29 protein-coding genes are annotated in these 25,725 nt (G+C 69.2%); 21 read left to right on the top strand and 8 right to left on the bottom strand.

Annotated elements, in window-relative coordinates:
* Nucleotide 1: 1 nt before the first annotated feature.
* Nucleotides 2-316 carry a hydroxyisourate hydrolase gene (uraH, locus tag ACWEIJ_RS31875; protein WP_449840946.1) on the bottom strand — a complete coding sequence of 105 codons (315 nt, stop codon included), beginning with the start codon at nucleotides 314-316 and terminating at the stop codon, nucleotides 2-4.
* A gap of 128 nt (nucleotides 317-444) precedes the next feature.
* Between uraH and ACWEIJ_RS31870 the strand changes: the two genes are divergently transcribed.
* From ACWEIJ_RS31870 to ACWEIJ_RS31850, 5 genes are all read left to right on the top strand, one after another.
* On the top strand, nucleotides 445-1,884 hold the full coding sequence (locus ACWEIJ_RS31870; RefSeq protein ID WP_449840945.1) for a PucR family transcriptional regulator: 1,440 nt from the start codon (nucleotides 445-447) through the stop codon (nucleotides 1,882-1,884).
* Between the two features lie 9 nt (nucleotides 1,885-1,893).
* Nucleotides 1,894-2,148, top strand: a complete 255-nt coding sequence (locus tag ACWEIJ_RS31865; protein WP_449840944.1) for a hypothetical protein — start codon at nucleotides 1,894-1,896, stop codon at nucleotides 2,146-2,148.
* A gap of 65 nt (nucleotides 2,149-2,213) precedes the next feature.
* A complete protein-coding gene (locus ACWEIJ_RS31860) occupies nucleotides 2,214-2,537 on the top strand; it encodes a hypothetical protein (RefSeq protein ID WP_449840943.1) in 324 nt (107 codons plus the stop codon).
* 50 nt (nucleotides 2,538-2,587) lie between these two features.
* Nucleotides 2,588-3,322, top strand: a complete 735-nt coding sequence (locus ACWEIJ_RS31855) for a hypothetical protein (RefSeq protein ID WP_449840942.1) — start codon at nucleotides 2,588-2,590, stop codon at nucleotides 3,320-3,322.
* A 120-nt stretch (nucleotides 3,323-3,442) separates the two neighbouring features.
* Nucleotides 3,443-4,285, top strand: a complete 843-nt coding sequence (locus ACWEIJ_RS31850; protein WP_449840941.1) for a Scr1 family TA system antitoxin-like transcriptional regulator — start codon at nucleotides 3,443-3,445, stop codon at nucleotides 4,283-4,285.
* Here the strand turns inward: ACWEIJ_RS31850 and ACWEIJ_RS31845 are convergent.
* Nucleotides 4,222-4,536: a TetR/AcrR family transcriptional regulator C-terminal domain-containing protein gene (locus tag ACWEIJ_RS31845; protein ID WP_449840940.1), complete on the bottom strand. Its 315-nt coding sequence runs from the start codon at nucleotides 4,534-4,536 to the stop codon at nucleotides 4,222-4,224. The genes ACWEIJ_RS31850 and ACWEIJ_RS31845 overlap by 64 nt on opposite strands.
* On the opposite strand from ACWEIJ_RS31845, the gene ACWEIJ_RS31840 reads away from it, so the two are divergent.
* The 6 genes from ACWEIJ_RS31840 to ACWEIJ_RS31815 all read left to right on the top strand — a co-directional run bounded on the left by ACWEIJ_RS31840 (nucleotide 4,523) and on the right by ACWEIJ_RS31815 (nucleotide 9,724).
* Nucleotides 4,523-4,822 (top strand): aromatic-ring hydroxylase C-terminal domain-containing protein, encoded by a 300-nt coding sequence (locus tag ACWEIJ_RS31840; RefSeq protein ID WP_449840939.1) that lies wholly within the window; start codon nucleotides 4,523-4,525, stop codon nucleotides 4,820-4,822. The two genes, ACWEIJ_RS31845 and ACWEIJ_RS31840, sit on opposite strands and share 14 nt — an antisense overlap.
* An 86-nt stretch (nucleotides 4,823-4,908) precedes the next feature.
* Nucleotides 4,909-5,814: a superoxide dismutase gene (locus ACWEIJ_RS31835; RefSeq protein ID WP_449840938.1), complete on the top strand. Its 906-nt coding sequence runs from the start codon at nucleotides 4,909-4,911 to the stop codon at nucleotides 5,812-5,814.
* A gap of 218 nt (nucleotides 5,815-6,032) precedes the next feature.
* Nucleotides 6,033-8,363 carry a nitrate- and nitrite sensing domain-containing protein gene (locus ACWEIJ_RS31830; protein WP_449840937.1) on the top strand — a complete coding sequence of 777 codons (2,331 nt, stop codon included), beginning with the start codon at nucleotides 6,033-6,035 and terminating at the stop codon, nucleotides 8,361-8,363.
* Nucleotides 8,360-8,794, top strand: coding sequence for a roadblock/LC7 domain-containing protein (locus ACWEIJ_RS31825; RefSeq protein ID WP_045312938.1), 435 nt, complete (start codon nucleotides 8,360-8,362; stop codon nucleotides 8,792-8,794). Before ACWEIJ_RS31830 ends, ACWEIJ_RS31825 begins: the two co-directional genes overlap by 4 nt.
* Complete coding sequence (locus ACWEIJ_RS31820; RefSeq protein ID WP_449840936.1) at nucleotides 8,794-9,159, top strand: DUF742 domain-containing protein; 366 nt, start codon at nucleotides 8,794-8,796, stop codon at nucleotides 9,157-9,159. The genes ACWEIJ_RS31825 and ACWEIJ_RS31820 overlap by 1 nt, the downstream gene beginning before the upstream one ends.
* Nucleotides 9,140-9,724, top strand: a complete 585-nt coding sequence (locus tag ACWEIJ_RS31815; RefSeq protein WP_449840935.1) for a GTP-binding protein — start codon at nucleotides 9,140-9,142, stop codon at nucleotides 9,722-9,724. The genes ACWEIJ_RS31820 and ACWEIJ_RS31815 overlap by 20 nt, the downstream gene beginning before the upstream one ends.
* 40 nt (nucleotides 9,725-9,764) lie before the next feature.
* On the opposite strand, the gene ACWEIJ_RS31810 is transcribed toward ACWEIJ_RS31815, so the two are convergent.
* Nucleotides 9,765-10,169, bottom strand: coding sequence for a nuclear transport factor 2 family protein (locus ACWEIJ_RS31810; protein WP_449840934.1), 405 nt, complete (start codon nucleotides 10,167-10,169; stop codon nucleotides 9,765-9,767).
* Nucleotides 10,170-10,240: 71 nt separating this feature from the next.
* Between ACWEIJ_RS31810 and ACWEIJ_RS31805 the strand changes: the two genes are divergently transcribed.
* Nucleotides 10,241-11,128: a LysR family transcriptional regulator gene (locus ACWEIJ_RS31805; protein ID WP_449840933.1), complete on the top strand. Its 888-nt coding sequence runs from the start codon at nucleotides 10,241-10,243 to the stop codon at nucleotides 11,126-11,128.
* Here ACWEIJ_RS31805 and ACWEIJ_RS31800 read toward each other — a convergent pair whose 3' ends face one another.
* From ACWEIJ_RS31800 to ACWEIJ_RS31790, 3 genes are read right to left on the bottom strand one after another with little or no spacing between them, the layout of a single operon-like run.
* Nucleotides 11,129-11,992 carry a 3-hydroxybutyryl-CoA dehydrogenase gene (locus tag ACWEIJ_RS31800; RefSeq protein WP_449840932.1) on the bottom strand — a complete coding sequence of 288 codons (864 nt, stop codon included), beginning with the start codon at nucleotides 11,990-11,992 and terminating at the stop codon, nucleotides 11,129-11,131.
* On the bottom strand, nucleotides 11,985-12,884 hold the full coding sequence (locus ACWEIJ_RS31795; protein WP_449840931.1) for an NAD-dependent epimerase/dehydratase family protein: 900 nt from the start codon (nucleotides 12,882-12,884) through the stop codon (nucleotides 11,985-11,987). The genes ACWEIJ_RS31800 and ACWEIJ_RS31795 overlap by 8 nt, the downstream gene beginning before the upstream one ends.
* The gene (locus ACWEIJ_RS31790) at nucleotides 12,884-14,419 is read right to left on the bottom strand and encodes an amino acid permease (RefSeq protein ID WP_449840930.1); all 1,536 of its coding nucleotides are present in this window, start codon (nucleotides 14,417-14,419) and stop codon (nucleotides 12,884-12,886) included. The genes ACWEIJ_RS31795 and ACWEIJ_RS31790 overlap by 1 nt, the downstream gene beginning before the upstream one ends.
* 124 nt (nucleotides 14,420-14,543) lie before the next feature.
* On the opposite strand from ACWEIJ_RS31790, the gene ACWEIJ_RS31785 reads away from it, so the two are divergent.
* The 6 genes from ACWEIJ_RS31785 to ACWEIJ_RS31760 all read left to right on the top strand — a co-directional run bounded on the left by ACWEIJ_RS31785 (nucleotide 14,544) and on the right by ACWEIJ_RS31760 (nucleotide 21,198).
* Nucleotides 14,544-15,884 (top strand): glutamine synthetase family protein, encoded by a 1,341-nt coding sequence (locus tag ACWEIJ_RS31785; protein ID WP_449840929.1) that lies wholly within the window; start codon nucleotides 14,544-14,546, stop codon nucleotides 15,882-15,884.
* Nucleotides 15,871-16,566, top strand: a complete 696-nt coding sequence (locus ACWEIJ_RS31780) for a gamma-glutamyl-gamma-aminobutyrate hydrolase family protein (protein WP_449840928.1) — start codon at nucleotides 15,871-15,873, stop codon at nucleotides 16,564-16,566. Before ACWEIJ_RS31785 ends, ACWEIJ_RS31780 begins: the two co-directional genes overlap by 14 nt.
* A complete protein-coding gene (locus tag ACWEIJ_RS31775; RefSeq protein WP_449840927.1) occupies nucleotides 16,563-17,915 on the top strand; it encodes an aldehyde dehydrogenase family protein in 1,353 nt (450 codons plus the stop codon). Before ACWEIJ_RS31780 ends, ACWEIJ_RS31775 begins: the two co-directional genes overlap by 4 nt.
* 27 nt (nucleotides 17,916-17,942) lie before the next feature.
* The gene (locus ACWEIJ_RS31770) at nucleotides 17,943-18,710 is read left to right on the top strand and encodes a 3-oxoacyl-ACP reductase (protein WP_109637790.1); all 768 of its coding nucleotides are present in this window, start codon (nucleotides 17,943-17,945) and stop codon (nucleotides 18,708-18,710) included.
* Nucleotides 18,710-19,405, top strand: a complete 696-nt coding sequence (locus ACWEIJ_RS31765) for a FadR/GntR family transcriptional regulator (protein ID WP_449840926.1) — start codon at nucleotides 18,710-18,712, stop codon at nucleotides 19,403-19,405. The genes ACWEIJ_RS31770 and ACWEIJ_RS31765 overlap by 1 nt, the downstream gene beginning before the upstream one ends.
* A gap of 245 nt (nucleotides 19,406-19,650) precedes the next feature.
* Nucleotides 19,651-21,198 (top strand): AMP-binding protein, encoded by a 1,548-nt coding sequence (locus ACWEIJ_RS31760; RefSeq protein WP_449841004.1) that lies wholly within the window; start codon nucleotides 19,651-19,653, stop codon nucleotides 21,196-21,198.
* Nucleotides 21,199-21,338: 140 nt separating this feature from the next.
* Here ACWEIJ_RS31760 and ACWEIJ_RS31755 read toward each other — a convergent pair whose 3' ends face one another.
* Nucleotides 21,339-21,944 carry a hypothetical protein gene (locus tag ACWEIJ_RS31755; protein ID WP_449840925.1) on the bottom strand — a complete coding sequence of 202 codons (606 nt, stop codon included), beginning with the start codon at nucleotides 21,942-21,944 and terminating at the stop codon, nucleotides 21,339-21,341.
* The gene (locus ACWEIJ_RS31750) at nucleotides 21,941-22,255 is read right to left on the bottom strand and encodes a hypothetical protein (protein ID WP_449840924.1); all 315 of its coding nucleotides are present in this window, start codon (nucleotides 22,253-22,255) and stop codon (nucleotides 21,941-21,943) included. Before ACWEIJ_RS31750 ends, ACWEIJ_RS31755 begins: the two co-directional genes overlap by 4 nt.
* Before the next feature lie 140 nt (nucleotides 22,256-22,395).
* Between ACWEIJ_RS31750 and ACWEIJ_RS31745 the strand changes: the two genes are divergently transcribed.
* The 3 genes from ACWEIJ_RS31745 (at nucleotide 22,396) to ACWEIJ_RS31735 (ending at nucleotide 25,528) form a co-directional block, all read left to right on the top strand.
* Nucleotides 22,396-22,887 carry a GNAT family N-acetyltransferase gene (locus ACWEIJ_RS31745; protein WP_449840923.1) on the top strand — a complete coding sequence of 164 codons (492 nt, stop codon included), beginning with the start codon at nucleotides 22,396-22,398 and terminating at the stop codon, nucleotides 22,885-22,887.
* An 89-nt stretch (nucleotides 22,888-22,976) separates the two neighbouring features.
* Nucleotides 22,977-24,983: a threonine--tRNA ligase gene (gene thrS, locus ACWEIJ_RS31740; RefSeq protein ID WP_449841003.1), complete on the top strand. Its 2,007-nt coding sequence runs from the start codon at nucleotides 22,977-22,979 to the stop codon at nucleotides 24,981-24,983.
* On the top strand, nucleotides 24,980-25,528 hold the full coding sequence (locus ACWEIJ_RS31735) for an HIT family protein (RefSeq protein WP_449840922.1): 549 nt from the start codon (nucleotides 24,980-24,982) through the stop codon (nucleotides 25,526-25,528). The genes thrS and ACWEIJ_RS31735 overlap by 4 nt, the downstream gene beginning before the upstream one ends.
* The last annotated feature ends 197 nt before the right edge of the window (nucleotides 25,529-25,725 follow it).

Genomic DNA, 25,725 nt, shown 5'->3' with positions numbered 1-25,725 from the left:
GTCAGCTACCTCGGTAGGTGGAGTAGGCGAACGGCGACAGCAGCAGCGGCACGTGGTAGTGCTGCGCCGGATCGGAGTAGGCGAACGTGAGCACGACCTCGGGGAAGAACGGCGCGGCCTGCGAGGTGTCGAAGACCAGCCGGTAGACCCCCGCCTCCAGGCCATCACCCCATCCGGTGATCCGGCCGTCGGCGTTCGTCTCCGCGGAGCTCACCTCGGTCCCGTCGCGGCGCTGCAGCGACACGGTGATGCCCGCGAACGGCCTGCCGCGTGCCGCGTCCAGCACGTGCGTGGAGATCGTCACTCGCCCTCCCATCTGGTTGTGAGTCAGTACACAGAGCCGCGGCTCCCCTCCACTACGGCGGAAGCACATGAATCAGCAGGTTCCTACACGTAACGAATTTGTGCTTTCCTACAAACACGAATGGACGAAAGTGACCTCTCATGTTGCTGCTGCGGACGTTGCTGCAGATGCCGGAACTGCGCCTGAGCCTGCACACCGGTGAAGACCAGCTCGACCGCACCGTCACCCGCGTGTACGGAACGGAGCTGCCCGACCCCAGCCGGTACCTGTCCGGCGGTGAGCTGGTGCTGTCCGGCCTGCTCTGGCACCACGGCCCGCAGGACTCCGAGACGTTCGTCCGCTCGCTCGCCTCGGCCCGCGTCGCCGGTCTGGCGGCCAGCGAGACCGAGAACCGCGCGTTGCCCGCGGACCTCGTCGAGGCCTGCGCACGCCACCACGTGCCGCTGCTGGAGGTGCCGGTCGACCTGTCGTTCGCGACGATCACCGAGCGCGTGTCGATGGAACTGGTCGGGCTGTCCCGGCACCGCCGGTTGCTGAACGTGGTCGCGGAGGGCTCCGGCCTGCCCGCGTTGCTGCTGGCGGGCGGGCACGAGCTGGGCGCGCCGTGCTGGGTCCTGTCGACGACCGGGCGGGTGGTGGCCGGCGGGGAGCTGCCCGACCGCGCGGCGCTGGTGAAGGAGTTCCTGCAGGCCGACCGGTTGCCGAAGACGGTCAGGGGCATGACGCTCGTGCCCGTCTCCGAACGCGGCGGCACGCGGCTCACCAGCTGGATCCTCGTGGTGGGCGGCGAACCGCCCCAGGAGGCCGCCGCAGAGCTGGCGTCGCTCGTGGCGCTGGAACGGCTCCGGCAGGCGCAGGGCCGGCAGATCGAGAACCGCACCGCGGGCCCGTTGGTGACCGCGGTGCTGGCCGGGTCCGCGGACGTGGAGTCGAGACTCGCGGCGGCGGGTCTGGAGAACGCCCGGTTGCGGGTGATCAGCGCGGTGACCTCCGACCCGCGGACCGATCTCGCGGCCGCGGTGCTGGAAGAAGCCCTGCCCGCCGCGCTCGTCACGCCGGTCGGCGACACCGTCTACGCGATCGCCAGGGCCGACGACTCGACGCCGGACGACGTGCGCGAGGCGATGCGGGTGATGGAGCCCGGCCTCGGGTCCGCACGCGTGCTCGTCGGAATCAGCTCGCCGGTCGGGTCGCGCGGGCTGCGGGGCGCGGCGGAGGAGGCCACGCACGCCCGGCAGCTCGGCGAACGACGCAGTGGCCGCACGTGCGTGGTGGCGGGCGAGGAGATCGCGCTCCACCAGCTGCTGCTCGCGGGCGTGCCGGAGGAGCTGCGGGCGTCGTTGCGACGGAGGCTGCTCGGGCCGGTGCTCGACTACGACGCCGAGCACGGGTCGGACCTGATCGGAACGCTGAAGGTGTTCCTGGACTGCTCCGGGTCGTGGACAGCGGCCGCGGGAAAGCTGCACGTCCACGTGAACACGTTGCGGTACCGGGTGGGCCGGGTCGAGGAGCTGCTCGGCGTGGACCTGGCCGAGTTCGAGGCGCGCGTGGACCTCTTCCTGGCGTTGCAGGCGGGGTAGCTTGAAGGCGTGTCGGAGCGTCGGCCGATCGAACGCATCGCGGCGGACCTCCGCCGGGTGCGCCGGACGCTCGTGAACTTCGAGCCCGGTACGTCGGCGGTCAAGAAGATCGCCACCCGCCAGGCCTACGACGCGTTGCTCGTGCAGGCCTGCGACGCGCTGGGAGTCGAGCACCGGTTGCGCTCGGTGCCGGAGGGCATGGACCGGAACCTCGAACGGATGCGGCTGGAAGAGTGCCTGCGGGAGCTCGGGTTGTCAGTCTGAGGGCTGATGCGTCTTGAGCCTTCTGGCTGATGTCGTCGCACGCTGCCGTTTCTTACCGTTCGGGCATGAAGACCGCCGTCTTACTCGTGGGCCTGCTGCTGGCCGGAGGCACCGGTTGCGCGGCACGGCCCGAAATCCGCGTGGTGGTCGAGGGAACGGGTACGACCGACCGGCTGACCTACTCGTTTCCCGGCGAGGACGAACGCACGCTGCGCAACCCCGAGCTTCCGTTCGAGCGCATGGGCGCGCGCAAGGGGCGGATCGTCATCCGGTTGGAGGGCGTCCACGGCGAGCTCACGTGCAAGATCATCATCAACGGACGGCAGGTGAAGTCCGCGACTTCCCGAATGGGTGCGGCGCTGTCGTGCGATCACTCGATGGCCGCCTGACGCAAGAAGGGGAAAGCCCGTAGCTTCAACCTGTTGGGGAGGTACGGGTGATGAGTGACGTTCTGACCAGGGCCACCACCGCGGCGATCCGGTACCGGACCGGGGTGCCGCCGCAGTTCCGGCCACCGGCGGCGCCGCGGCACTTCGTCGGCAGGGGCGACGAGCTCGCGGCCGTCCGTCCGGGCGGGGTGACGGTGGTGAGCGGGCCCGGCGGGGTGGGGAAGACCGCGCTGGCGCTCAAGTGGTTGCAGGACAGGGGATCGCGCGACCAGCTCTACGTCGACCTGGCCGTGCGCGACCCGCTCGGCGATCTGCTCGCGGCGTTCGGCCTGAGCGATGTGGAGGCTGACGAAAGTCCGGCGGTGTTCCGCAGCCTGACCGCGCGACGGCAGTTCACCCTGTTGCTGGACAACGCGGACTCCGCCGAGCAGGTGACGCCGCTGCTGCCCGCGTCCGGCACCGTGCTCGTGACGAGCCGTTCGAAGCTGAACCTTCCGCAGGCGCACGAGATTCACCTGGCACCCCTCGCCGACGACGGGCGCCTCGGAGAGCTGCTCGATCTGTCCTATGTGGAGCTTCCGGAACGGCAGGCGCGGCTCTACCGGCTGTGCGCGTGGCAGCCCGGCACGTTCGGCGTCCCGGTGGCGGCGGCGATCGCCGGGGAGCCCGAGTGCGACGTCGAGGACGCGCTGGACGACCTGGTCGAGAAGTCGTTGCTGACGGAGGTCGGCGACGCGTTCAGGTTCCATGAGCTCGTGCGTGCCCATGCGCGCACAAAACGCTAACAATGCGAATTGTGCGTTCAACGCCACAGGTCCGCGATAAACGGGAAACTCACCCGTTAAAGGGTTGTCCACAGCGGGTGGTCCCATTCGGTAATCCGAATTGGTCATATCCTTCGCGTCATGCCGAAGGATTTCCGGGCCACCGCGCTCGAGCGCGCTGTCGGGCGGCGGTTGGCTGGGTGGCGGGCGGAGCGGGAGCTCAGCCTGACCGAGGCCGGCCAGCGCGTGGGTTTCAGCAGCGCCAAGCTGTCGATGATGGAGAACGCGGTGCAGCCGTCGGCGGCGGTGGACATCATGGCGCTGGGTTACGTGTACAAGGTGCCGACCGCGGAATGGCAGTCCGTGGTGTTGCAGGCGCAGTACGCGGAGCGGTTGCGCAGGCGCGCGCTCAACAGCGATGTGGGTTTTGATCCGGCGGCGGACTTCGCGAATCTGGTGTTCGAGTCGACGTTGCTGCGGGTGTTCACGACGGATCTGGTGCCTTCGGTGTTTCAGTTGTCGGGGTACACGCAGGCGGCGCTGCAGACCGATGATCCGGTGCGGACGGCGCGGCTCGCGATGGCGCGGGAGGCGTGGTCGACGCGGCTGGCGGACAAGGATCCGCTGGCGGTGCAGGCGGTGTTCCCGGAGGCGGTGCTGCGGCAGGTGGTGGGCGGCCCGCGGGTGATGAAGGCGCAGCTGCTGCACCTGATGGAGGTCAGCGAGCATCCGACGGTGAGCGTGCAGGTGATACCGCGCGGCACGGGGGCGTATCCGGCGATGGGGTCGCCGTTCACGTTGCTGAGCTTTCCGCATCGTCAGCACAACGACGTGGCGTATCTGGAGACGTTCCTGCGGGGTGAGTACGTGGAGGAGCCGGGGTTGACGGAGTTGTGCGCGCAGCGGTTCGCGGGGTTGCGTCAGGTCGCGCTGGGTCCCGGTGAGTCGCTGGAGCTCATCGCCGAGGCCGCCGCCGAGCTGTAGGGCAGGTGGGCGGCGAGGCCGTCCAGCACCCGGTCCAGCCCCGCCTCGAACCCCCGGTCCTGGCGGTCGGGGGAGTGCGGGGTCTCGGCCTCGATGATCACCCTGGTGAACCTCGGGTAGAGGCCGCTGTTCATGATCGCCGGGCCGTACTCGCCCTGTTGTTCCATCCACTGCTCGTGGCTCAGGCCCGACCGCCGGGCCGCCTCCCGGTCGCCCAGCTCGCCCAGCATCTCGTCGGTGCTCAGGTCCATGCCGTCGAACACCGACAGGCACAGCTCCGCCCACCACAGGCTGTTCGGGCCGTGGTTCGCCCACGGACGGGCGGTGCTGCTGGACGTGGACTCGGGCGCCGCCGCGGTCGCCGCGCCGTGGGGTGACCGCGTCCGGGTGGTGGCCGCGCGGCCGGTCGCGTTCCCGGACCAGCCGATGGCCGCGCTGGTCCGCCCGGACGGCTACATCGCGTGGGCCGCGCTCGGCGAGACCGGCGGTCTCCGCACGGCGCTGACCACCTGGCTCGGCCCGCCCGCTGAGCTGTAGAGATGTCGGATTCCTGAGAAAACTCCGGTTCTGCCGACCTGCTGGAGAAGGATCGGAGGGTGCTCCCGATCCGATTAGGAGGCGGCATGTACCGCAGACTCGGTGTCCTGTTCGCGGCGGTCCTGGGCGTCACGCTCACCGCCGCGACGCCGGCCACCGCAGACGCGTCCACACACTTCCCGACGGAGTTCTCGCTGCCCAACGGGTGGCAACCCGAAGGCATCGCGATCAGCGGCACCACGGCCTACTTCGGGTCGCGGGCCGACGGGTCGATCTACGCGGCGGACCTGCGCACCGGCCGCGGCGCTGTGCTCGCCAAGGGGCCGGGCACGCCGTCGCTCGGCATGAAGGTCGATGCGCGCAAGAGACTGTGGGTCGCCGGCGGTGTTGGTGGCGACGCACGCGTCTATGACACCCGCACTGGCGCGTTGCTGGCCAAATTCCAGTTCGCGACGACGGACACGTTCGTCAACGACGTGGTGTTGACGGACCGGTCGGCGTGGTTCACCGACTCGCGCAAGGCGGTGCTTTACGAGGTGCCGTTGAACCTCAAGCCGTTCCGGGCTCTTCCGCTCACCGGTGATCTTGTCGTGACGCCTGGCGCGACGAACCTCAACGGCATCGTCACCGGGTTCGGCGGCGGGTTGATCTCCGTGCAGAGCAACACCGGCAAGCTCTTTCGTATTGATGTTCGTACCGGGCAGACGGCGAACATCAATTTGAGTGGTCAAACACTTGTCAATGGTGACGGTCTGTTGCGCGAGGGGCGGCAGTTGTACGTGGTGCAAAACAGGCTGAACAAAGTCGCGCGATACACGCTCGGCCGTGACGGCGCGACGCTCGTCGCGGAACGCACGGACCCGCGGTTCGACGTCCCCACGACGGTCGCGGCGTTCGGCAAGCGCCTCTACCTGCCGAATGCCCGGTTCAGCACGCCGCCCACGCCCGACACGACCTACACCGTCGTCGCTGTCGAACGACCGCGGAACTGAGTCGCGGAACTAGCCCGTCCGGGGGTTCCTGCATACCAAGAACCCCCGGACCGGGTGTTGCGGGGCTCACTCGACTGGGTAGCCTGCCAACCGCGTACTGCGTGTGATCGCTGTCATTGGGTAACGATGATCTCCACTTGTTACCGTATTGCAGCCGAAGGAGTGACTCGGGTTACCCGCAGCGCTAGCCGTGGGACACAGGAGACCGTGAGAGCGCTGTGAACGAGAAGAGCGGTTACACACCGACCAACTACCGGACCATTCGGTCGCGGTTGGCCGGAGTGGTCGTCGTGCCCAGTGTCGTGTTGCTGGTCATGTGGGCCGTTTTCTCCTCGTACACCGTTTTCGACGCTTTCTACATGCGCTCGATCGCGTCGAGCGTGCGCGACATGGCGACCCCGTCGGCGGAGGCGTTCGCGGGACTGCAGAAGGAGCGCCAGCTGAGCCTCGTGCTGCTGAGCAAGGCGCCCGGCGTGGACGTGGCCGCGCTGAAGACGCAGCAGGGGCAGACCGACGAGTCGCTGCGGAAGATGAAAGACGTCTTCGCGGAACTTTCGGGCAATTCGCCGCAGGACGTCGTCGACCGCGTGAACGTGCTGAACGCCCTGCTGAACGAACTGCCGCAGCAACGCGGCCAGGTCGAGGCCCGCACCGCGAACCCGCAGGCGGTCTACGACTACTACAACAGCCTCATGGACGCGGGCGTCGCGCTCTTCAGCCACCAGGCGCGCCTCGTGCCGGACGCGGAGGCGGGGCAGGCCAACCTGCAGGCCGTGTCGATCTTCCAGGCGGCCGACTGGATGTCCCGCGGCGCCACGATCGGCTCGCGCGGGCTGCTCAACGGCAAGTTCACCCCGGCCGAACGCATTGAGTTCGTCAAGCTCGTCGGCGCCTATCACGCCAGTGTCGACGCCACGATCCCGTTCGCGCTGCAGGAGCCGCGCAGCCAGTACGACGCGCTGCGCACCAGCCCGGAGTACCGGGCGCTGCTCGATCTCGAAGGCCGGATCATCAACGGCGACACCTCGGTCACCGAGCAGCAGTGGCGTGCGGCGGCCGGCCCGGTGCACGAGAAGCTCGTGCGGATCGCCGCCCAGCAGGCGCAGGACGGCGCGATCCTCGGCCTCGACAAGGCCAACAGCCGGTTCACCGCCGTGCTGATCGGCAGCCTCATCGCGTTGCTCGCGGTGGTCGTCGGGATCGTGCTGGCGTTGCGCATCTCGAACCGGCTCGTGTCGCGGGCGCTGGTCACGCGGCTGACGTCGTTGCGGGAGGACACGCTGCGGCTTGCGCAGGAACGGCTGCCACACATCGTGGCGCGGCTGCGCGGCGGCGAGCAGGTGGACATCCACCGCGACATGCCGCCGCTGGACTACGGCAACGACGAGATCGGCCAGGTCGCCGACGCGTTCAACACCGCCCAGTACACGGCCGTCGCGGCCGCGGTGAAGGAGACGCAGGCCCGCGAGGGCGTGAACCGGGTCTTCCTCGACATCGCGCACCGCAACCAGGGGCTCGTGCACCGGCAGCTCAAGATCCTCGACAAGCTGGAACGCGAGGAGGAGAACCCCGACCAGCTCGACTCGCTCTTCCAGCTCGACCACCTGGCGACGCGGGCCCGCCGCAACGCGGAGAACCTGATCATCCTCGCCGGCGAGCAGCCGGGCAGGCAGTGGCGCAAGCCGGTGCGGCTGAGCGACGTCATCCGCGCCGCGGTCGCCGAGACCGAGCAGTACGTCCGGGTCAAGGTCAACCCGGTGCCCGACCGCGCGCTGGTCGGTGTGGCCGTCGCCGACACGATCCACCTGCTCGCGGAGCTCGTCGACAACGCGACGGCGTTCTCGTCGCCGCGGTCCGAGGTGATCATCCACTCCAGCGCCGTGCCGCACGGCATCGTGATCGAGATCGAGGACCACGGCCTCGGCATGACGCAGGAGGAACGCCTGCAGGCCAACGCGAAGCTCTCCAACCCGCCGGACTTCGAGACGATGGCGTTCCGCGGCGAGTCCCGCCTCGGCCTCTTCGTCGTCGCCCGGCTCGCCGCACGGCGCGGCATCAAGGTGGAGCTGCGCGACTCGCCCTACGGCGGCACGGTCGCGCTGTGCGTGCTGCCGCCGAACATCGTCGCCCCGCACAGCACCGCGGGCGACATCACCGAGACCACGCAGATGCCGGTGCGGTCGTTCCACGACCAGCACCACGGTCACGTCGAGGAACACCCGAGCTTTCCGGTGACGCTCGCACCCGAGGTGCGGGCGGCACTGAACTCAACGGCCACCCCAGCCGTTTCCGCAACAGACGCATCGGTGGACGAACAACCCCCCGTGGTGACTCCTCAGGACGGGAAGGCACCCCTTCCCCGCAGGAAGAAGCGGCAGAACCTCGCGCCGCAGCTCATGCAGTCCGCTGAGGAGATGCCGCACGCCGAGCCGATGACCGGCGAAAGGCCGGCCGAGCGGATCCGAGACGGGCTCGCCGCGTTCCAGCGCGGCACCCGCGACGCCCGGCTGACCGACGACTGGAGATCAGAAGGAGCCCCCTCGTCATGAAGGACAACACCAGCCAGCACGGCGAACTGAACTGGCTGCTGGAAGACCTCATCCAGCGCGTGGTCGGCGCCCGGCACGCGGTCGTGCTGTCGGCGGACGGACTCCTGCTCGGCCGCTCGGCGGGCCTCTCCCGCGACGACTCCGAGCACCTGTCGGCGATGGCGTCGGCGTTCCAGTCGCTCGCCCGCGGCACCGGCCGGCACTTCGGCGGCGGCGCCGTGCGGCAGACCATCGTCGAGATGGAGCACGCCTACCTGTTCGTGACGGCCGCCGGGCACGGCGCGTGCCTGGCCGTGCTGGGCGAGGAGGACGCCGACATGGGCATGATCGCGTACGAGATGAACATGCTGGTCAAGCGAGTGGGCACCTACCTCTCGTCGGCCCCGCGCGCAGAACAGGCGACCGTGCCCACGGCACGCGAGTCACGCTGATGACCGCGCGGGAGGACTGGTGGTACGACGAGGCCGCGGGGCCGCTCGTGCGGCCGTACGCCATGGTGCGCGGCCGCACCCGGCCGAACGCGCCTGACCTCCACCTCGTGACGCAGGTCCGGGCCTCCTCGCTTGCGTCCGACCAGACGTCGCTGACGGTCGAACATCGCGAGATCATGGCGCTGTGCGCACGCCCCCTGTCGGTCGCCGAGGTCGCCGCTTACCTCGACGTGCCGCTCGTGGTCGTGAAGGTCCTGCTGTCGGACCTCATCGAGCGCGGTGACGTGCTCGTGCAGAACTCCTCCCCCCAGATTCCCGACCGGAATCTCCTGCAGGCCGTACTGGATGGTGTTCGTGGGATCTGACGACCAGCTGACCGTGCCGACCGCGGTCAAGATCGTCATCGCGGGCGGGTTCGGCACCGGCAAGACCACCATGGTCGCGTCGGTCTCCGAGATCCCGCCCCTGCGCACCGAGGAACTGCTCACCGAGGCCGGCGTGCACGTCGACGACCTCGCCGGCGTCGAGGGCAAGGACACCACCACGGTCGCCCTGGACTTCGGCCGCATCACCATCAACACGACCGTCGTGCTGTACCTCTTCGGCACGCCGGGCCAGAACCGGTTCTGGTTCATGTGGGACGAGCTCGCGACCGGGGCGATCGGCGCGGTCGTGCTGGTCGACACGCGGCGGCTGGACTCGTCGTTCCCGTCGATCGACTTCTTCGAGCACCGCGGGATCCCGTTCGTGGTCGCCGTGAACTGCTTCGACGGGGCGCAGCTGTACACGGTGGACGAGGTGCGGCACGCGTTGGACCTCGACGACGCGATCCCGGTGGTGCTGTGCGACGCGCGGGACCGGGAGTCGTCGAAGGGCGTGCTGGTCGGGTTGATCCAGCACTCGATGAACCGGCTGGAGGCCGCGGTCTGAGCACCAGGCGCGACGGCGGCCCGAAGCCGCGGTCCAGGCGTCAGGCCGCCGGGCGGTCCAGCACCCGCTCCACCAGCGCCGTGTCGCAGTGCTCGACCAGCTCGGTGATCTTCCCGTCCGCCATGCGCAGGACGAAGCAGTAGGTCTGCTCGTACCGCTCACCCCGCGTCGTCGTGCCGTGGCCGCGGGCCTGCACCACCACGCGGTCGTCGTCGGCCAGGACGAGATCGGCTTCGCAGCGGTAGTCGGTGAACTGGGCCATCAACGGCCGCAGCAGGCCGCCGAGCGCGACCTTCTTCGGGCCCCAGGTGCCCGACCACGACCAGTCGCCGGCGATCACCCAGCGGAAGTCGTCCGCCATCGCCTCGCTCAGCGCGGTGGTGTGGCCCAGCGCCATCCGGTCGAAGACGGCCTGGATCTGCTTCTTGTTCTCGGTTGCTCCCATGCCGATCACGCTAGGAGCCGGCGAGCTATGCGACAAACGACAGTCTCGCATGTGTGGTATCAGTTTCCCGCATGGGTGAGTTCACGGTCGTGGGGCTGCGGGTGGTCCGGGAAGCCGGTCGGCACGGGTCGTTCTCCCACGCGGCGGAACGGCTGGGGTACACGCAGCCGGCCGTGTCGCGGCAGATCGCGCTGATGGAGCAGGCGGCCGGGCAGGCGCTGTTCGAGCGGCAGGCGCGCGGGGTGCGGTTGACCGACGCCGGGCGGGTGGTCGTCCGGCACGCCGAAGTGGTGCTGGGGGAGCTGGACGCGGTCCAGCAGCAGTTGCAGGACATCGCCGCGCGGCCGGCCGGGCGGTTGCGGGTCGGGGCGTTCTCCACGGCGATGGCGGTGCTGGTGCCGCACGCCATCGCGGCGCTGAGCAGGGCGACGCGCGTGACGTTGCGCGAGGGGCAGAGTCCCGGCCTCGTGAGAGCCGTGGCGCGCGGGCGGCTGGACCTCGCCGTCGTCACCGAGGCCGTGCCGCCGGAGGGGGTCGAGGTGACGCCGCTGCTGGAGGACCCGTTGTTCGTCGCGACCTCGCTCGGGCATCCGTTCGCCGGGCAGCCGAGTGTCACGGGGGAGGCGTTGCGGGGGCAGCGGTGGATCGCGGGCAGCGCCGAGCCGGGCACGACGTTGCTCGGTGCGTGGGCCGGTGAGGAGCCGGAGATCGCCTACGTGGCGCGGGACTGGGTCGCGAAGCTCGGCCTGGTCTCGGCCGGGCTGGGGGTCACGGTCGTGCCCGGTCTGGTCGTGCCGGCACTGCCGCCGTCGGTCGCCGTCACGCGCATCGACGACCCGGCGGCGGTGCGCGTGACGGCGGTCGCCTGCCGGCCGGAGCACCGGCCGGCCGAGGCGTTCGTCGAGCTGCTCAGGGACGCCGCCGCCGAACTGGCCGTGCTGGTCCGGCGGCGGCCCTGATCACTTGGCGTAGTTGTGGAACCCGCGGCCGGACTTCTTGCCCAGCAGGCCCGCGTCCACCATGCGCAGCAGCAACGGCGGCGGCGAGAACAGCGGCTCCTTGAACTCGTCGTACATCGACTCGGCGATGGCCTTCGTGGTGTCGAGGCCGATCAGGTCGGTGAGGCGCAGCGGGCCCATCGGGTGGGCGCAGCCGAGCACCATGCCGTTGTCGATGTCGTCGGCGGAGGCGAAACCGGACTCCAGCATGCGGATCGCGGACAGCAGGTACGGGATCAGCAGCGCGTTGACCACGAAACCGGCGCGGTCCTGGGAGCGGATGACCTCCTTGCCCAGCGTGGCGCGCACGAACGCCTCCGCGCGGACCTGGGTGGTGGCGCCGGTCAGCAGGGACGGCACGATCTCGACCAGCTTCAGCACCGGCACCGGGTTGAAGAAGTGCACGCCGATGACCTGCTCGGGACGGCCGGTGGCCATGCCCAGCTTCATGATCGGGATGGACGACGTGTTGGACGCGAAGATCGCGTCGGAGTCCTTCACGACCTTGTCGAGGGTGGTGAAGACCTCGGTCTTGATCTGCTCGTTCTCGGCGACCGCCTCGACCACGAACTGACGGTCGGCGAACTCGCCGATGTCGGTCGTGAACCGGATGCGTCCCAGCGCCGCGTCGCGGTCGGCCTCGCTGAGCTTGCCCGCCTTCACGCCCCTGGCCAGCGACGAGGCGATCCGCCCCTGCGCCGCCTCGGCCGCGCTCGCGTTGACCTCGGCGACGATGACGTCGAGGCCGGCGCGGGCGCTCACCTCGGCGATTCCGGAGCCCATGAGGCCGGAACCGACGACTCCCACACGTTGAATGTCACTCACAACGCCCGATCCTGCCACGAACTGCTCGAAGCTCCGTGCCGAGCCGGTCCAGGGTCTCGGCGACGGTGGTGGCGTAGTCGCCGGCCGGGCGGTACCCCAGCGCCTGAGCCGCCGAGGTGTCGAGGACGAACCCGCGGTGCCACGGGTGGCGGCCGAGCTTGTCGTGGTCCAGCAGGATCTCGCGCCAGTCGTGGCCGAAGTGCCGCGCGATGATCCGGGAGATCTCCAGGCCGTTCGGGGCGTCCGGGTCCGCCGCGTTGAGCACGCGCCGTCCCGGCCGGGCGGCGACGGTCTCGATGAGCGCGGCGATGTTGGCCGCGGCCGTCGGGTGGTCGACGCCTTCGCCCCGCGACGCCAGCAGCACCACCGGATGCCGGGCGAGGACGCGTTCGACGAAGTACTTCTCCAGCGGGCGCTTGTTGCCGATTCCGTGCACTTTGGACGGTCGCAGCACGGTGATCGGCAGTCCGCTGTCGAGCAACGTGTGCTCGGCGGCGACCTTGTTGGCGCCGTAACCCTCGCGCGTCTGGTAGTCCATGTCGCCGGGTGCCATCGTCGGCTGGTCCTCGGTGACCGGGCCGGCGAACCGCGGCGGCTCGGCGGAGTTGACGTGCCGGCCCTCGTCGTCGGCGTAGACGGCCTTGGCGGAGATCATCACCGTCGAGGTCGCGTTGCGCGCCAACGGGAGCAACGTCCTGGCGTGCGCCGCCGTGTAGCAGAGGCAGTCGACCAGGAGGTCGGCCCCGTCGCCCAGGGCGCGCGCCAGGGCCTGGGGATCGTCGCGGTCCACCTCCCGGCCGGGGGCGTCGACGGTCCACCCGCTCGCCCGCAGACGCCGGGCGGCGGCACGGCCGATGAGGCCCGTGCCGCCGAGGATCAGTGCGCGCGGCATCAGATCGAGTCCAGCTCCCGTTCGATCGCCGCCAGTTCCTCCGGCGTGCCCTGGACCTTGGGGCCGGTGAACCACTTCCGCGCCGACGCGAGCCACCAGATGCCCGCGAACCCGAGCACCACCAGCACCGCGATCGGCGTGTAGTTGAACGTCTTCGCCGTCACCGGGTACGCCTGCGGCAGCATGAACAGCACGGTGATGAACACGACCCAGGCGACCGCCACGACACCGATCGGCTTGCTCCACCGGCCCAGGTGCCACGGCCCGCGCTCGAACCGGTCGCCCTGCAGCAGCCGCAACAGGGTCGGCAGCACGTAGGCGATGTAGAGGCCGATCACCGCGATCGACGTGACCGCCGCGTACGCCGTCGCGTTCCACAGGTACGGCAGGCCGAGCACGAACGCGCCGCCCGCGGCCAGCCAGATCGCGTTCGTGGGCGTGCGGGTGCGCTTGTTGATCTTGTGCCAGATCGAGGACGCCGGCAGCGCGCCGTCCCGCGAGAAGGCGTAGATCATCCGCGAGTTCGCGGTCACCGAGGACATGCCGCAGAACAGCTGCGCGCCGATCGCGATGAGCAGCAACAGCTTGCCGCCGGTCACGCCCAGCGCGTCGATGAAGATCTGCGCGGGCGGCACGCCGGTCGCGCTGTTGATCGCGCCGTCGTAGTCGCGGATGGCGAACGTGATGCCGACGAGCAGCACCCAGCCCGCGATCAGCGAGACCACGATCGACATCACGATGCCGCGCGGGCCGCTGCGGGCCGCGTCGTGCGTCTCCTCGGTCATGTGGGCCGAGGCGTCATAGCCGGTGAAGGTGTACTGCGCCAGCAGGAGTCCGAGCAGGCCGACGTAGAACGCCGAAGACCAGCCGGTGTTGTTGACGAACGTCGTGAAGACGTAGGAGGCGGACTGGTGCTCGGACGGCAGGATCACCAACGCGCCGACGATGACCATCACGCCGACGATGTGCCACCACACGCTGACGTCGTTGAGCAGCGCCACGAGCTTGACGCCGAACGTGTTGAGCAACCCGTGCAGCACCAGCACGATGCCGAAGATCAGGATGGTGTTCGGCGGCGTGGCGGCGAAACCGAACTGCAGGTCGAGGAAGGCGTTGATGAAGAACGCCGCGCCGAAGTCGATGCCCGCCGTCACCGCGACCTGGCCGAGGAAGTTGAACCAGCCGGTGAACCACGACCAGGCGGCGCCGTTGCTCGGTGCGAGCTTGGCCGCCCAGTAGTACAGCCCGCCCGCGGTCGGGAAGCTGGAGCAGACCTCCGCCATCGCGAGGCCGACGATCAGGGTCATCAGGCCGACGAACGGCCAGCCCCACACGATCAGCGCCGGGCCGCCGGTGTTCATGCCGAAGCCGTACAGGGTCAGGCAGCCGGACAGGATCGAGATGATCGTGAAGGACACGGCGAAGTTGGAGAACCCGGACATGGTCCGGGCCAGCTCCTGTGCGTAACCGAGCTCGTGGAGGCGTTGCTCGTCGGCGGAGCGCGAGGTGGCGGGACTGTCTGCTTCGTGACTCATCGGCGTCCTCCCATTTGGACTCCGTCCAGTCCATTAGACGGTGGTGAAGGGTGGCGCGAGTCACCTGATGGTGTCAAGATGGTGCGGCCAATGGCTCGCAGACATACCTTTGGAGGAACGCGGGATGCTGACCGTCGAGGAGTTGCGCGAGGCCGTGGACACCGGTGAGATCGACACCGTCCTGGTCGCGATCGTGGACATGCAGGGCCGTCTGCAGGGCAAGCGGTGCGCGGCGCGGTACTTCCTCGACGAGGTGCTCGGGCACGCCGCGGAGGGCTGCAACTACCTGCTCGCCGTCGACGTCGAGATGAACCCGGTCAGCGGCTTCGAGATGTCCAGCTGGGAGCGCGGGTACGGCGACTTCGTGATGAAGCCGGACATCTCGACCCTGCGGCGCGTGCCGTGGCAGGAGGGCACCGCGCTCGTCATGTGCGACCTCGTCTGGGAGAACGGCGACCCGGTCGTCGCCTCACCGCGGCAGATCCTGCGCAAGCAGCTCGACCGGCTCGCCGCGCTCGGCCTGGAGTGCTACGTCGGCACCGAGCTGGAGTTCATCGTCTTCGACGACACCTACGAGCAGGCGTGGAACGCCGGCTACCGCAACCTCACGCCGTCCAACCAGTACAACGTCGACTACTCGTTGCTGGGCACCGCGCGCGTCGAACCGCTGCTGCGGGCCATCCGCAACGGCATGACGGGCGCGGGCATGGTCGTCGAGTCGGCCAAGGGCGAGTGCAACCCGGGCCAGCACGAGATCGCGTTCCGCTACACGACGGCGCTGCGGACGTGCGACCAGCACGCCATCTACAAGAACGGTGCCAAGGAGATCGCGGCGCAGCAGGGCAAGTCGCTCACGTTCATGGCGAAGTACAACGAACGCGAGGGCAACTCCTGCCACATCCACCTCTCCGTGCGCGCGAAGGACGGCGAACCGGTGTTCGCCGAGGGGCACGGCATGTCGGAGCTGATGCGGCACTTCCTGGCCGGCCAGCTGGCCGCGCTGCGCGAACTCACCTACTTCCTCGCGCCGAACATCAACTCCTACAAGCGGTTCGTGAAGGGCTCGTTCGCGCCGACCGCGGTGGCCTGGGGCCGGGACAACCGCACGTGCGCGCTGCGCGTGGTCGGTCACGGACAGTCGCTCCGGTTCGAGAACCGGGTGCCCGGCGGTGACGTGAACCCGTACCTGGCGGTGGCGGCGTTGATCGCGGCCGGACTGCACGGAGTCGAGCAGAAGCTCGCGCTGGAGGACGAGTTCGTCGGCAACGCCTACGCCTCGGACCGGCCGACCGTGCCGACGACGTTGCGCGAGGCGGCCGAGCTGCTGGCGGCCAGTGAGCTCGCGCGGGAGGCGTTCGGCAAGGATGTCGTCGACCACTACCTGAACGCGGCCAAGGTCGAGCTCGACGCGTTCGACGCGGCGATCACGGACTGGGAGAAGGTACGCGGGTTTGAGCGCCTCTAAGCCCCTCATCGGCATCAGCACCTACCTGGAACGCACGCGGTTCGGGTTCTGGGACGTGGAAGCCGCCGTGCTGCACCGCGGATACCTCGACTGCGTGGCGCAGGCCGGTGGCAACCCGGTCATGCTGCCGCCCGTCGGCACCTGGACCGCGGAGACCATCGGGTTCCTCGACGGCCTCGTCCTCGCGGGCGGCGCGGACCTCGACCCCGCCACCTACGGGGCCGAACCGCACCCGCTGACCGGCGAACCGCGCCGCGACCGCGACGAGGCCGAGTTCGCGCTGGCCGAGGCCGCGCTGAAGCTCGACCTGCCGGTGCTCGGCGTGTGCCGGGGCATGCAGGTGCTCAACGTGGCGCTGGGCGGCACGCTGCACCAGCACGTCGAGGGCCACACCGAGGGGCAGGGCGTGTTCGGGCACACCGACGTCACGGTCGTTCCCGGGACGCAGCTGCACGCGATCCTGGGCGACCGCACCAACGTGCACTGCCATCACCACCAGTCGCTGGACCGGGTCGCCGACGGGCTGCGCGTCACCGCGTCCGCGCCCGACGGCACCATCGAGGCCGTCGAACTGGACGGCGCGCGGTTCGTCGTCGGCGTGCAGTCGCACCCCGAGCAGGACATCGAGGACCTGAGGTTGTTCGAAGCGCTAGTGGCAGCGGCAAGGAGCAAAGCGTCGTGACCTTTGACGTCATCAACCCGGCCACCGAGAAGATCGTGCGGTCTGTTCCGCACACCTCTCTCGAAGAGACGGACGCGGCGATCGTCCGGGCGCAACAGGCGTTCGAGAGCTGGCGGCACGTCGCTCCCGGCGACCGCGGCCGGTTGCTGCGGAAGTTCGCGGAGCTCGTCGACGCGCACGGCGAGGAACTGGCACTGCTGGAGGTCGAGAACTCCGGGCACACCATCGGCAACGCGCGGTGGGAGGCCGGCAACGTCCGTGACGTGCTGCACTACTACGCGGCCGCGCCGGAACGGTTGTTCGGCAAGCAGATCCCGGTGCCCGGCGGCCTGGACGTCACGTTCCACGAGCCGCTCGGCGTCGTCGGCGTGATCGTGCCGTGGAACTTCCCGATGCCGATCGCCGGGTGGGGCTTCGCGCCCGCTCTCGCGGCCGGCAACACCGTCGTGCTGAAGCCCGCCGAGCTGACGCCGCTGACCGCGATCCGGCTCGGTGAGCTGGCCCTGGAGGCCGGGATCCCGGAGGGCGTGTTCCAGGTGCTGCCGGGCAAGGGCAGCGTCGTCGGCAACCGGTTCGTCACGCACCCGTTGGTGCGCAAGGTCGTCTTCACCGGGTCGACGGGGGTCGGCAAGCAGATCATGGCGGGCTGCGCGGACCAGGTGAAGCGGGTGACGCTGGAGCTGGGCGGCAAGTCGGCGAACATCGTCTTCGCGGACTCGGACCTGGAGAAGGCGGCGGCGACCGCGCCGTACGGGGTGTTCGACAACGCCGGGCAGGACTGCTGCGCGCGCTCGCGGATCCTCGTGCAGGCGAGCGTCTACGACCGGTTCATGGAGCTGCTGGAGCCCGCGGTCAAGGGCGTGAAGGTCGCCTCGCCCGGCGACGAGGCGACCGAGATGGGGCCGCTCATCTCCGCGGCGCACCTCGGCAAGGTGGCGTCTTACGTACCAGACGACAGCCACGTCGCCTTCCGCGGCTCGGCGCCGGACGGTCCGGGATTCTGGTTCCCGCCGACGGTGCTGACGCCGCCCGCGGACCACGCGACGGTCACCGAGGAGATCTTCGGACCGGTCGTCGTCGTGCTGCCGTTCACCGACGAAGCGGACGCGATCAGGATCGCGAACGACTCCGAGTACGGGCTGTCCGGTTCGATCTGGACGCGGGACGTCGGCCGCGCCATCCGGGTGTCGCGAGCGGTCGAGGCCGGAAATCTGTCTGTCAACTCGCATTCGTCCGTTCGCTACTGGACCCCGTTCGGTGGGGTGAAGCAGTCCGGGCTCGGCCGTGAGCTCGGTCCGGACGCACTCGATTCCTTCACCGAAGTCAAGAACGTCTTCATCGCTACCTGATTTCAGGCGAACCTGAGGAGAACAGAGATGGTGCAGCGACTCGAGGGCCGCGTGGCCGTCGTGACGGGTGGCGGCAGCGGCATCGGACTCGCGACCGTGCGCAGGTTCGCGAGCGAGGGCGCGAAGGTCGTCGTCGCCGATGTCGACCCGAACGCGGGCAAGGCGGCCGCGGACGAGGTCGGCGGCCTGTTCGTCCAGGTCGACGTGACCGACGAGGAACAGGTCAAGGCCCTTTTCCAGACCACTGTGGACACTTACGGCAAGCTGGACATCGCGTTCAACAACGCGGGTATCTCGCCGCCCGACGACGACTCGATCCTGACGACGGGCATCGAGGCGTGGGAGCGTGTCCAGAAGGTGAACCTGACGTCGGTTTATTTGTGTTGCAAGTACGCCATTCCGCACATGCAGGCCAACGGCAAGGGTTCCATCATCAACACGGCGTCGTTCGTGGCGACGATGGGTGCGGCGACGTCGCAGATCTCCTACACGGCGTCGAAGGGCGGCGTGCTGGCGATGTCCCGTGAGCTCGGTGTGCAGTTCGCGCGCGAGGGCATCCGGGTGAATGCGCTTTCCCCCGGCCCGGTCAACACGCCGCTGCTGCAGGAGCTGTTCGCGAAGGACCCCGAGCGGGCCGCCCGGCGCCTCGTCCACGTCCCGCTCGGCCGGTTCGCCGAACCTGAGGAAATCGCCGCCGCGGTCGCGTTTCTGGCCTCCGACGACTCGTCGTTCATGACCGCGTCGAACTTCCTCGTGGACGGCGGCATCGCCGGCGCGTACGTGACGCCGCTCTAATGGAACACGCGGAGGAGGCGTTGTTCCGCCCCGTGCGGGCGGGCAACGCCTTCGAAGAGACCGTCGAACGGCTCATGCAGGCCATCCGGCTCGGCGTCGTCGTGCCGGGTGAGCGGCTGCCGTCCGAACGGGAGCTGGCCACCCGGCTCGGGGTGAGCCGGGTGACCGTGCGCGAGGCCATCAGATCGTTGCAGGAGAACAACTACGTCGAGTCCCGCAGGGGACGGTACGGCGGCACGTTCGTCAACGACGTGATCCCGAAGTCCGCGCCCGGCAAGGAGTTCGGCGACATCCACGACATGCTCACGCTGCGGAAAGTCCTGGAGACCGGTGCCGCGGAGACCGCGGCGGGCCGTTCCCTCGGCCCGGCCGAACGCCGCGGGCTGCGCGCACGGCTGGACGAGGCCTCGACCGCGTCGCTGGCGGAGTACCGGCGCAAGGACTCGCGGCTGCACCTCGCGATCGCCGAGGCGACCGGCTCCGCGGCGCTCACCGCGGCCGTGGCGGACTCCCGGATGCGGGTGAACGAGCTGCTCGACACCATCCCGCTGCTCGAACCGAACCTCGCCCACTCCAACGCCCAGCACGAGCGCATCATCACCTCCATTTTGGACGGAGACCCGGCCTCGGCGCGGCAGGCGATGGCGGAGCACCTCGACGGCACGGCGTCGTTGCTGCGGGGCTTTTTGGTCTGACCGGTCAGACCGCCGTAACATGAAAACGTTTACAGGTCCGATTGTCGCGTTGTCATGCACATTCCGCATGGAACAACTCTTGGCGTGGGGCTTGCGGACAGTTACCGTCCGAATACCTCGGGGACTTGCAGCGCGAGGAGCTGTTGATGCCAGGGTTGCGCAAGGTGTTTCGCGACGCCATGGGCCGGGTGCACTCACTCCGTGTCTTGTCCGCCGCGGGCATGGTGAGTCTCACGAACTTGAAGATGTCCGTGCAGGCGTTGAAAGAGGTCAAGGTCTGGGGGCCGAACGTCACGGCGTTGCGCCGTTCCGTCCGGCTGAACCCGGACGGTGTCGCCGTCGTCGACGAACGCGGTTCGGTGACCTACCGGCAACTGGACCGGCGTTCCACCGCGATCGCACAGGGACTGCGCGCGCTGGGGGTGCAGCACACGCACGTCGTCGCCGTGATGTGCCGCAACCACCGCGGAATGGTGGAAACCCTGCTGGCGTGCGCGAAGCTCGGCGTGCGCGCGTTGCTGGTGAACACCGGCTTCGGCGCTCCGGTCGTTCTCGATCTCCTGCAACGTGAACGCGCGATGGTCGTCATTCACGATGAGGAGTTCACGCCGCTGTTCCACCAGCTGCCGCCGTCGATCCCGCGGTGGCTCGCGTGGTCGCGCGACGGCCTGGACCGTCGCACGCCGACCCTCGACCAGCTGGTGGCGAAGGCGCCGCGCGGAGAGCTGGAACCGCCGCGCGAGCCGGGCATCGTCATCCAGCTGACGTCCGGCACGACCGGCACGCCGAAGGGCACCTACCGCGAGATCAAGTCGGTGCTGACGGCGTCGGACTTCCTGGACCGCATCCCGATGCAGGCGGGGGAGTCGACGTTCATCGCCGCGCCGATCTTCCACGCGGTCGGCTACTCGCACCTGACCCTCGCGCTGTCGCTGGGATCGCGCGCGGTGCTGCAACGGCGGTTCGACCCGCGCCGGACGCTGTGGTCGGTGCAGGGCCAGCGGTGCACGACGATCGTGCTGGTGCCGACGATGCTGCAGCGGATCATGGAGCTCGACCGGTCCGTGCTGGACTCGTTCGACCTGCGGCACCTGCGGGTGGTGTTCTGCTCCGGCGCGGCACTTCCCCCGGACCTCGTCGAGCGCACCATGGCCGCGCTGGGACCGGTGCTCTACAACCTCTACGGCTCCACGGAGGTCGCGGTCGCCACCGTCGCCACGCCGGCGGACCTGGCCGCCGCACCGTCGTGCGTGGGCATGCCACCGCACAACTGCATCGTGAGGTTGTACGACGACAACGGAAACCGCATCACCCGTGCGTTCGTGACGGGCCGCATCTACGTGCGCGGCTCGTTGACCGTCGACGGCTACACCGACGGCACGCGCAAGGACAGCATCGACGGCCTCGTCGCGACCGGGGACCTCGGCCACTTCGACCCCGCCGGGCGCCTGTACTTCGACGGCCGCGAGGACGACATGATCGTGTCCGGCGGCGAGAACGTGTACCCGGTCGAGGTGGAGAACCTGCTGATGACCCACTACCGGGTGCGCGACGCGGCGGTGCTCGGCGTGCCGGATCCCGAGTACGGGCAACGGTTGCGCGCCTTCGTGGTGCCGGTGGCGGGCGCGCGGATCGACGTGCGGGAGCTGCGCGAGTTCGTGCGGACCCGGCTGGCGCGGCACAAGGTCCCGCGCGAGGTCGTGGTCGTGCCGCAACTGCCGCGCAACGCGACCGGGAAGGTGCTGCGGCGGCAGCTGCTGGCGATCCGGCTGGGACCGCAGCACTCCCAGTGAGGTTTAGGGCGGAACGCACGCCACCGCGGGACGAGGGGGATTAATCCTGCGGGGGCGTGCGTTCCTGGCTTTCGGGGAGCGCACGACGCGCGTCGTCGGGGATTGGGGCAGAAACGCGCGTCGTGCGCTCGGTCGGTGGGCTACCGCTGGGGGCGGTCGCCGCGGTTGCCTTGGTCGCCGAACGGGCCGCGCTGGTCGAAACCGCCCCGATCCTGACCCCGATCCTGGCCGCGGTCGTACATCCGGACGTGACCGGGGCCGGGGCGGTGGTCGAAGCGGTTGGCCGCGACCGCGCCCACGATGCCGCCGCCGAGCACGAGGCCCAGCAGGCCCACGGCGACGAGCTGCGTGGCGCGGTGACCGGCGAACCGCCGCACGCGGCCACGGGCGGCCGGTGCCGCGGCTGGAGGGACCGCTGCCGCCGCCGGATGCGGGCCGGGTGCTCCGGACGCTGCGGCGGGTGCTTCGGCGGCCGTCGCCGTCGGCTGTCCCGGCGCGGGAGGCGCTTCTGCTCCGGGCTCCGGATGCGCGGCGGGTGCTCCGGGCACCGCCTCGCCGGGCCGGCCGGCGGGTGCTTCCGCCGCCGGGTACTCGGCGGTGGGCTGCTGACCAGGCGTGGCCGGTGCGTCGGCGGGCAGCGGGGTGGTTGCCTGCTCCGGTGCAGGCCGGGCCGCCTGCGGTACGTTCTGCGCCCCGTCCCGGGGCGACGGCTCCTGCGGTCCAGGCGCCTGTCCCTGCTCGCTCATGTCCTCAACGATGCGCCGTTCGGCTGAGCTGAGCCTGACAGCCACCTGTTCGTTTCCTGAAGCCCCTCGGGGTGCTTCGCGGAGTTGAGCACCGGGCGGGAGGCGGTGAAGATGTGCCGCTGGTCGGCGTAGGTGGCGCCGAACAGCTCCGGGTCGAGGTCACCCGACCACACGAAGTGCAACGTCGTGCGCGTGCCGTCACGGGCGTCGCGGCGCGCGTAGTGGTCGCGCAGGTCGGCGTACAGCAGGCGCAGTTCGTCCCGGTTGGACTCGGTGAGGCGGACCGGACACTCGACCACCAGGTCGTGCATGACGGTGCTCCTTAACGCGCGGCAGGCTGGGCACACACTCTGCTCGCCCTGCCCACCGAGACGCATCCGAAAAACCACCTAGAACCGGCTGCGTAGCGCCGCTCCGGAAAGGAGTTGCGGGCACCGGGTTCGATGGAGACATGGAACTCGTACCCCTCCGCAGGGAGTTCGCTCCGCAGATGCTCGCGGGCGGCCCGGACAACGCCGAGGTCAACCGCCTCACGGGCACGCACGCGACGTTCACCCTGGAGGACTACGAGGCGTACATCGAGCGGACCCTGAACGACCCGGACCGCTACACCCGCGCCATCACCGAGAACGGCCGGTTCATCGGCGAGGTCGTGCTGACGATCAACCCGCCCAACCGGTCCGCGGGGATGCGGATCGCGCTCTGGGACGGGTTCGGCAAGGGTTACGGCACCGCCGCGATCAAGCACGTCCTCGACCACGCGTTCAACGTCCGCGACCTCCATCGGGTGGATCTGGAGGTGTACGAGTTCAACGAGAGGGCGATCCACGTGTACAAGAAGCTCGGCTTCCGCGAGGAGGGCCGTCTGCGCGACGCCCTGCTCTGGGACGGCGTCTTCCACGACGCGATCGTCATGTCGGTTTTGAGCACCGATAACATCTGATCCGCAAACCAGAACTTCCAGCCCAGAAGATCGAACTAGGAGTCATCGTGTCCGAGTCGCGTCCAGCCCTCGCCCAGAACCCGCCCCGCGTGGTGGTTCCGGCTGGGACGACGGCGGGCACGGCCGTGCGCGAGGCCGGACTGCCCGGCAAGGGCGCCGACGCGATCGTGGTCGTGAAGGACGCCGAGGGCCACCTGCGCGACCTGTCGTGGACCCCGCAGGTCGACGTCGAGGTCGAGGCCGTCGCCGCGGACACCGAGGACGGCCGCAGCGTCATCCGCCACTCCGCCGCGCACGTGCTGGCGCAGGCGGTGCAGCAGCAGTTCCCCGAGGCCAAGCTGGGCATCGGCCCGCCCGTGAAGGACGGCTTCTACTACGACTTCCAGGTCGAGCGGCCGTTCACCCCCGAGGACCTGCAGGCGCTGGAGAAGCGCATGAAGCAGATCATCAAGGGCTCGCAGCGGTTCTCCCGCCGCGTGGTGGAGTCGGTCGACGCGGCCAAGGCAGAACTGGCGTCCGAGCCGTTCAAGCTGGAGCTCGTCGACATCAAGAGCGACGTCGACACCAGCGAGGTCATGGAGGTCGGCGGCGGCGAGCTGACGATCTACGACAACCTCGACCCGCGCACCGGTGAGCAGGTGTGGGGCGACCTGTGCCGCGGCCCGCACGTGCCGACCACCAAGCACATCCCCGCGTTCAAGCTGACCCGCGTGGCCGCCGCGTACTGGCGCGGCAACGAGAACAACCCGCAGCTGCAGCGCATCTACGGCACCGCGTGGGAGTCGCAGGAGGCGCAGGACGCGTACCTGGAGCGCCTGGCCGAGGCCGAGCGCCGCGACCACCGCAAGCTGGGCGTGGAGCTGGACCTGTTCTCGTTCCCCGACGAGATCGGCTCCGGTCTCGCGGTGTTCCACCCCAAGGGCGGCATCATCCGCAAGGCCATGGAGGACTACTCCCGGCAGCGGCACACCGAGGCGGGCTACGAGTTCGTCTACTCGCCGCACATCACCAAGGGCAACCTGTTCGAGGTCTCCGGTCACCTGGACTGGTACCGCGACGGCATGTACCCGGCGATGCACCTCGACGCCGAGCTGAATGAGGACGGCACGGTCCGCAAGCCCGGCCAGGACTACTACCTCAAGCCGATGAACTGCCCGTTCCACGACCTGATCTTCAAGTCGAGGGGCCGTTCGTACCGCGAGCTGCCGCTGCGCATGTTCGAGTTCGGCTCGGTGTACCGCTACGAGAAGTCCGGCGTGGTGCACGGCCTGACCCGCGTGCGCGGCATGACGCAGGACGACGCGCACATCTTCTGCACCAAGGACCAGATCCGCGACGAGCTGACCTCGCTGCTGACCTTCGTGCTGGACCTGCTGCGCGACTACGGCCTGGACGACTTCTACCTGGAGCTCTCGACCAAGAACCCGGAGAAGTACGTGGGTTCGGACGAGATCTGGGAGGAGGCGACCGAGACGCTCGCGTCGGTGGCCCGCGACTCCGGTCTGGAGCTCGTGCCGGACCCCGGCGGCGCCGCGTTCTACGGCCCGAAGATCTCGGTGCAGTGCCGTGACGCGCTCGGCCGCACCTGGCAGATGTCGACCATCCAGCTCGACTTCAACCTGCCGGAGCGGTTCGAGCTGGAGTACACCGGGCCCGACGGCTCGCGCGTGCGCCCGGTCATGATCCACCGCGCGTTGTTCGGGTCGGTGGAGCGGTTCTTCGGCGTGCTGACCGAGCACTACGCGGGCGCGTTCCCGGCGTGGCTCGCGCCGGTGCAGGTCGTGGGCATCCCGGTGACCAGCGACAACGCCGACCACCTGTTCGCGGTGCGCGAGGTGCTGCGCAAGAAGGGCATCCGGGTCGACGTGGACGCGTCCGACGACCGCATGCAGAAGAAGATCCGCAACCACACCATGCAGAAGGTGCCGTTCATGCTCCTGGCCGGCGCCAAGGACGTGGAGGCGAACGCGGTTTCGTTCCGGTTCCGCGACGGCACGCAGATCAACGGTGTGCCGGTGGAGCGGGCGGTCGAGCAGATCGTCGACTGGGTGCAGCGCCGGGAGAACGCGTCGCCCACCGCGGAACTGCTCTCGTGACGTCTGAGTTTTCGGAACAGGACGGTGTCGGGGTTCACGACGCTTTGCAGCGTTTGTGGACTCCGCACCGCTTGTCTTATGTCAAGGGTGAGGGCAAGGCACTCGGCGATGAACCCGAGGGATGCCCGTTCTGCCGCGTTGTCGAGCTCGACGACTCGGCCGGGCTGATCATCGCGCGCGGTGCCGAGGTCTTCGCTGTTTTGAACCTTTACCCGTACAACCCCGGTCATCTGATGGTGCTGCCGTATCGGCATGTGCCGGACTACACGGATCTGACGCTGTCGGAGACCGCGGAGTTCGCCGCGTTCACGCAGAAGGCGATGCGGGTGGCACGGCACGTGGCGGCGCCGCACGGGTTCAACGTCGGTATGAACCAGGGCGTCGTCGCGGGGGCCGGGATCGCCGCTCACCTGCACCAGCACGTCGTGCCGCGGTGGGGCGGGGACGCGAACTTCATGCCGGTCATCGGGCACACCAAGGTGCTGCCGCAGTTGCTCGGGGAGACCCGTGACCTGCTGTCGGAGGGCTGGAAGGCCGTCGACTGACCAATCGCACATTCGCTAAACGCCGCGTTTAGCGAACTGTGTGATTGAAAGCCGTACCAATTAGTGGACAAAAGAGTGACAAAAACCACCCCTTGTTGTCCGGGTGGGACAATCCGGACGGTTTCCACGTGGCAAGGAATGGTTCGGTTGCAACTTTCGGGTGTTTCTGGTCAACCGATCGAGACGTAACGGCAGTA

Source organism: Lentzea sp. NPDC004789, from assembly GCF_053601075.1.
Note: the sequence above shows the minus strand (reverse complement) of the source record. Positions and strands in the feature narration are given on the sequence as shown.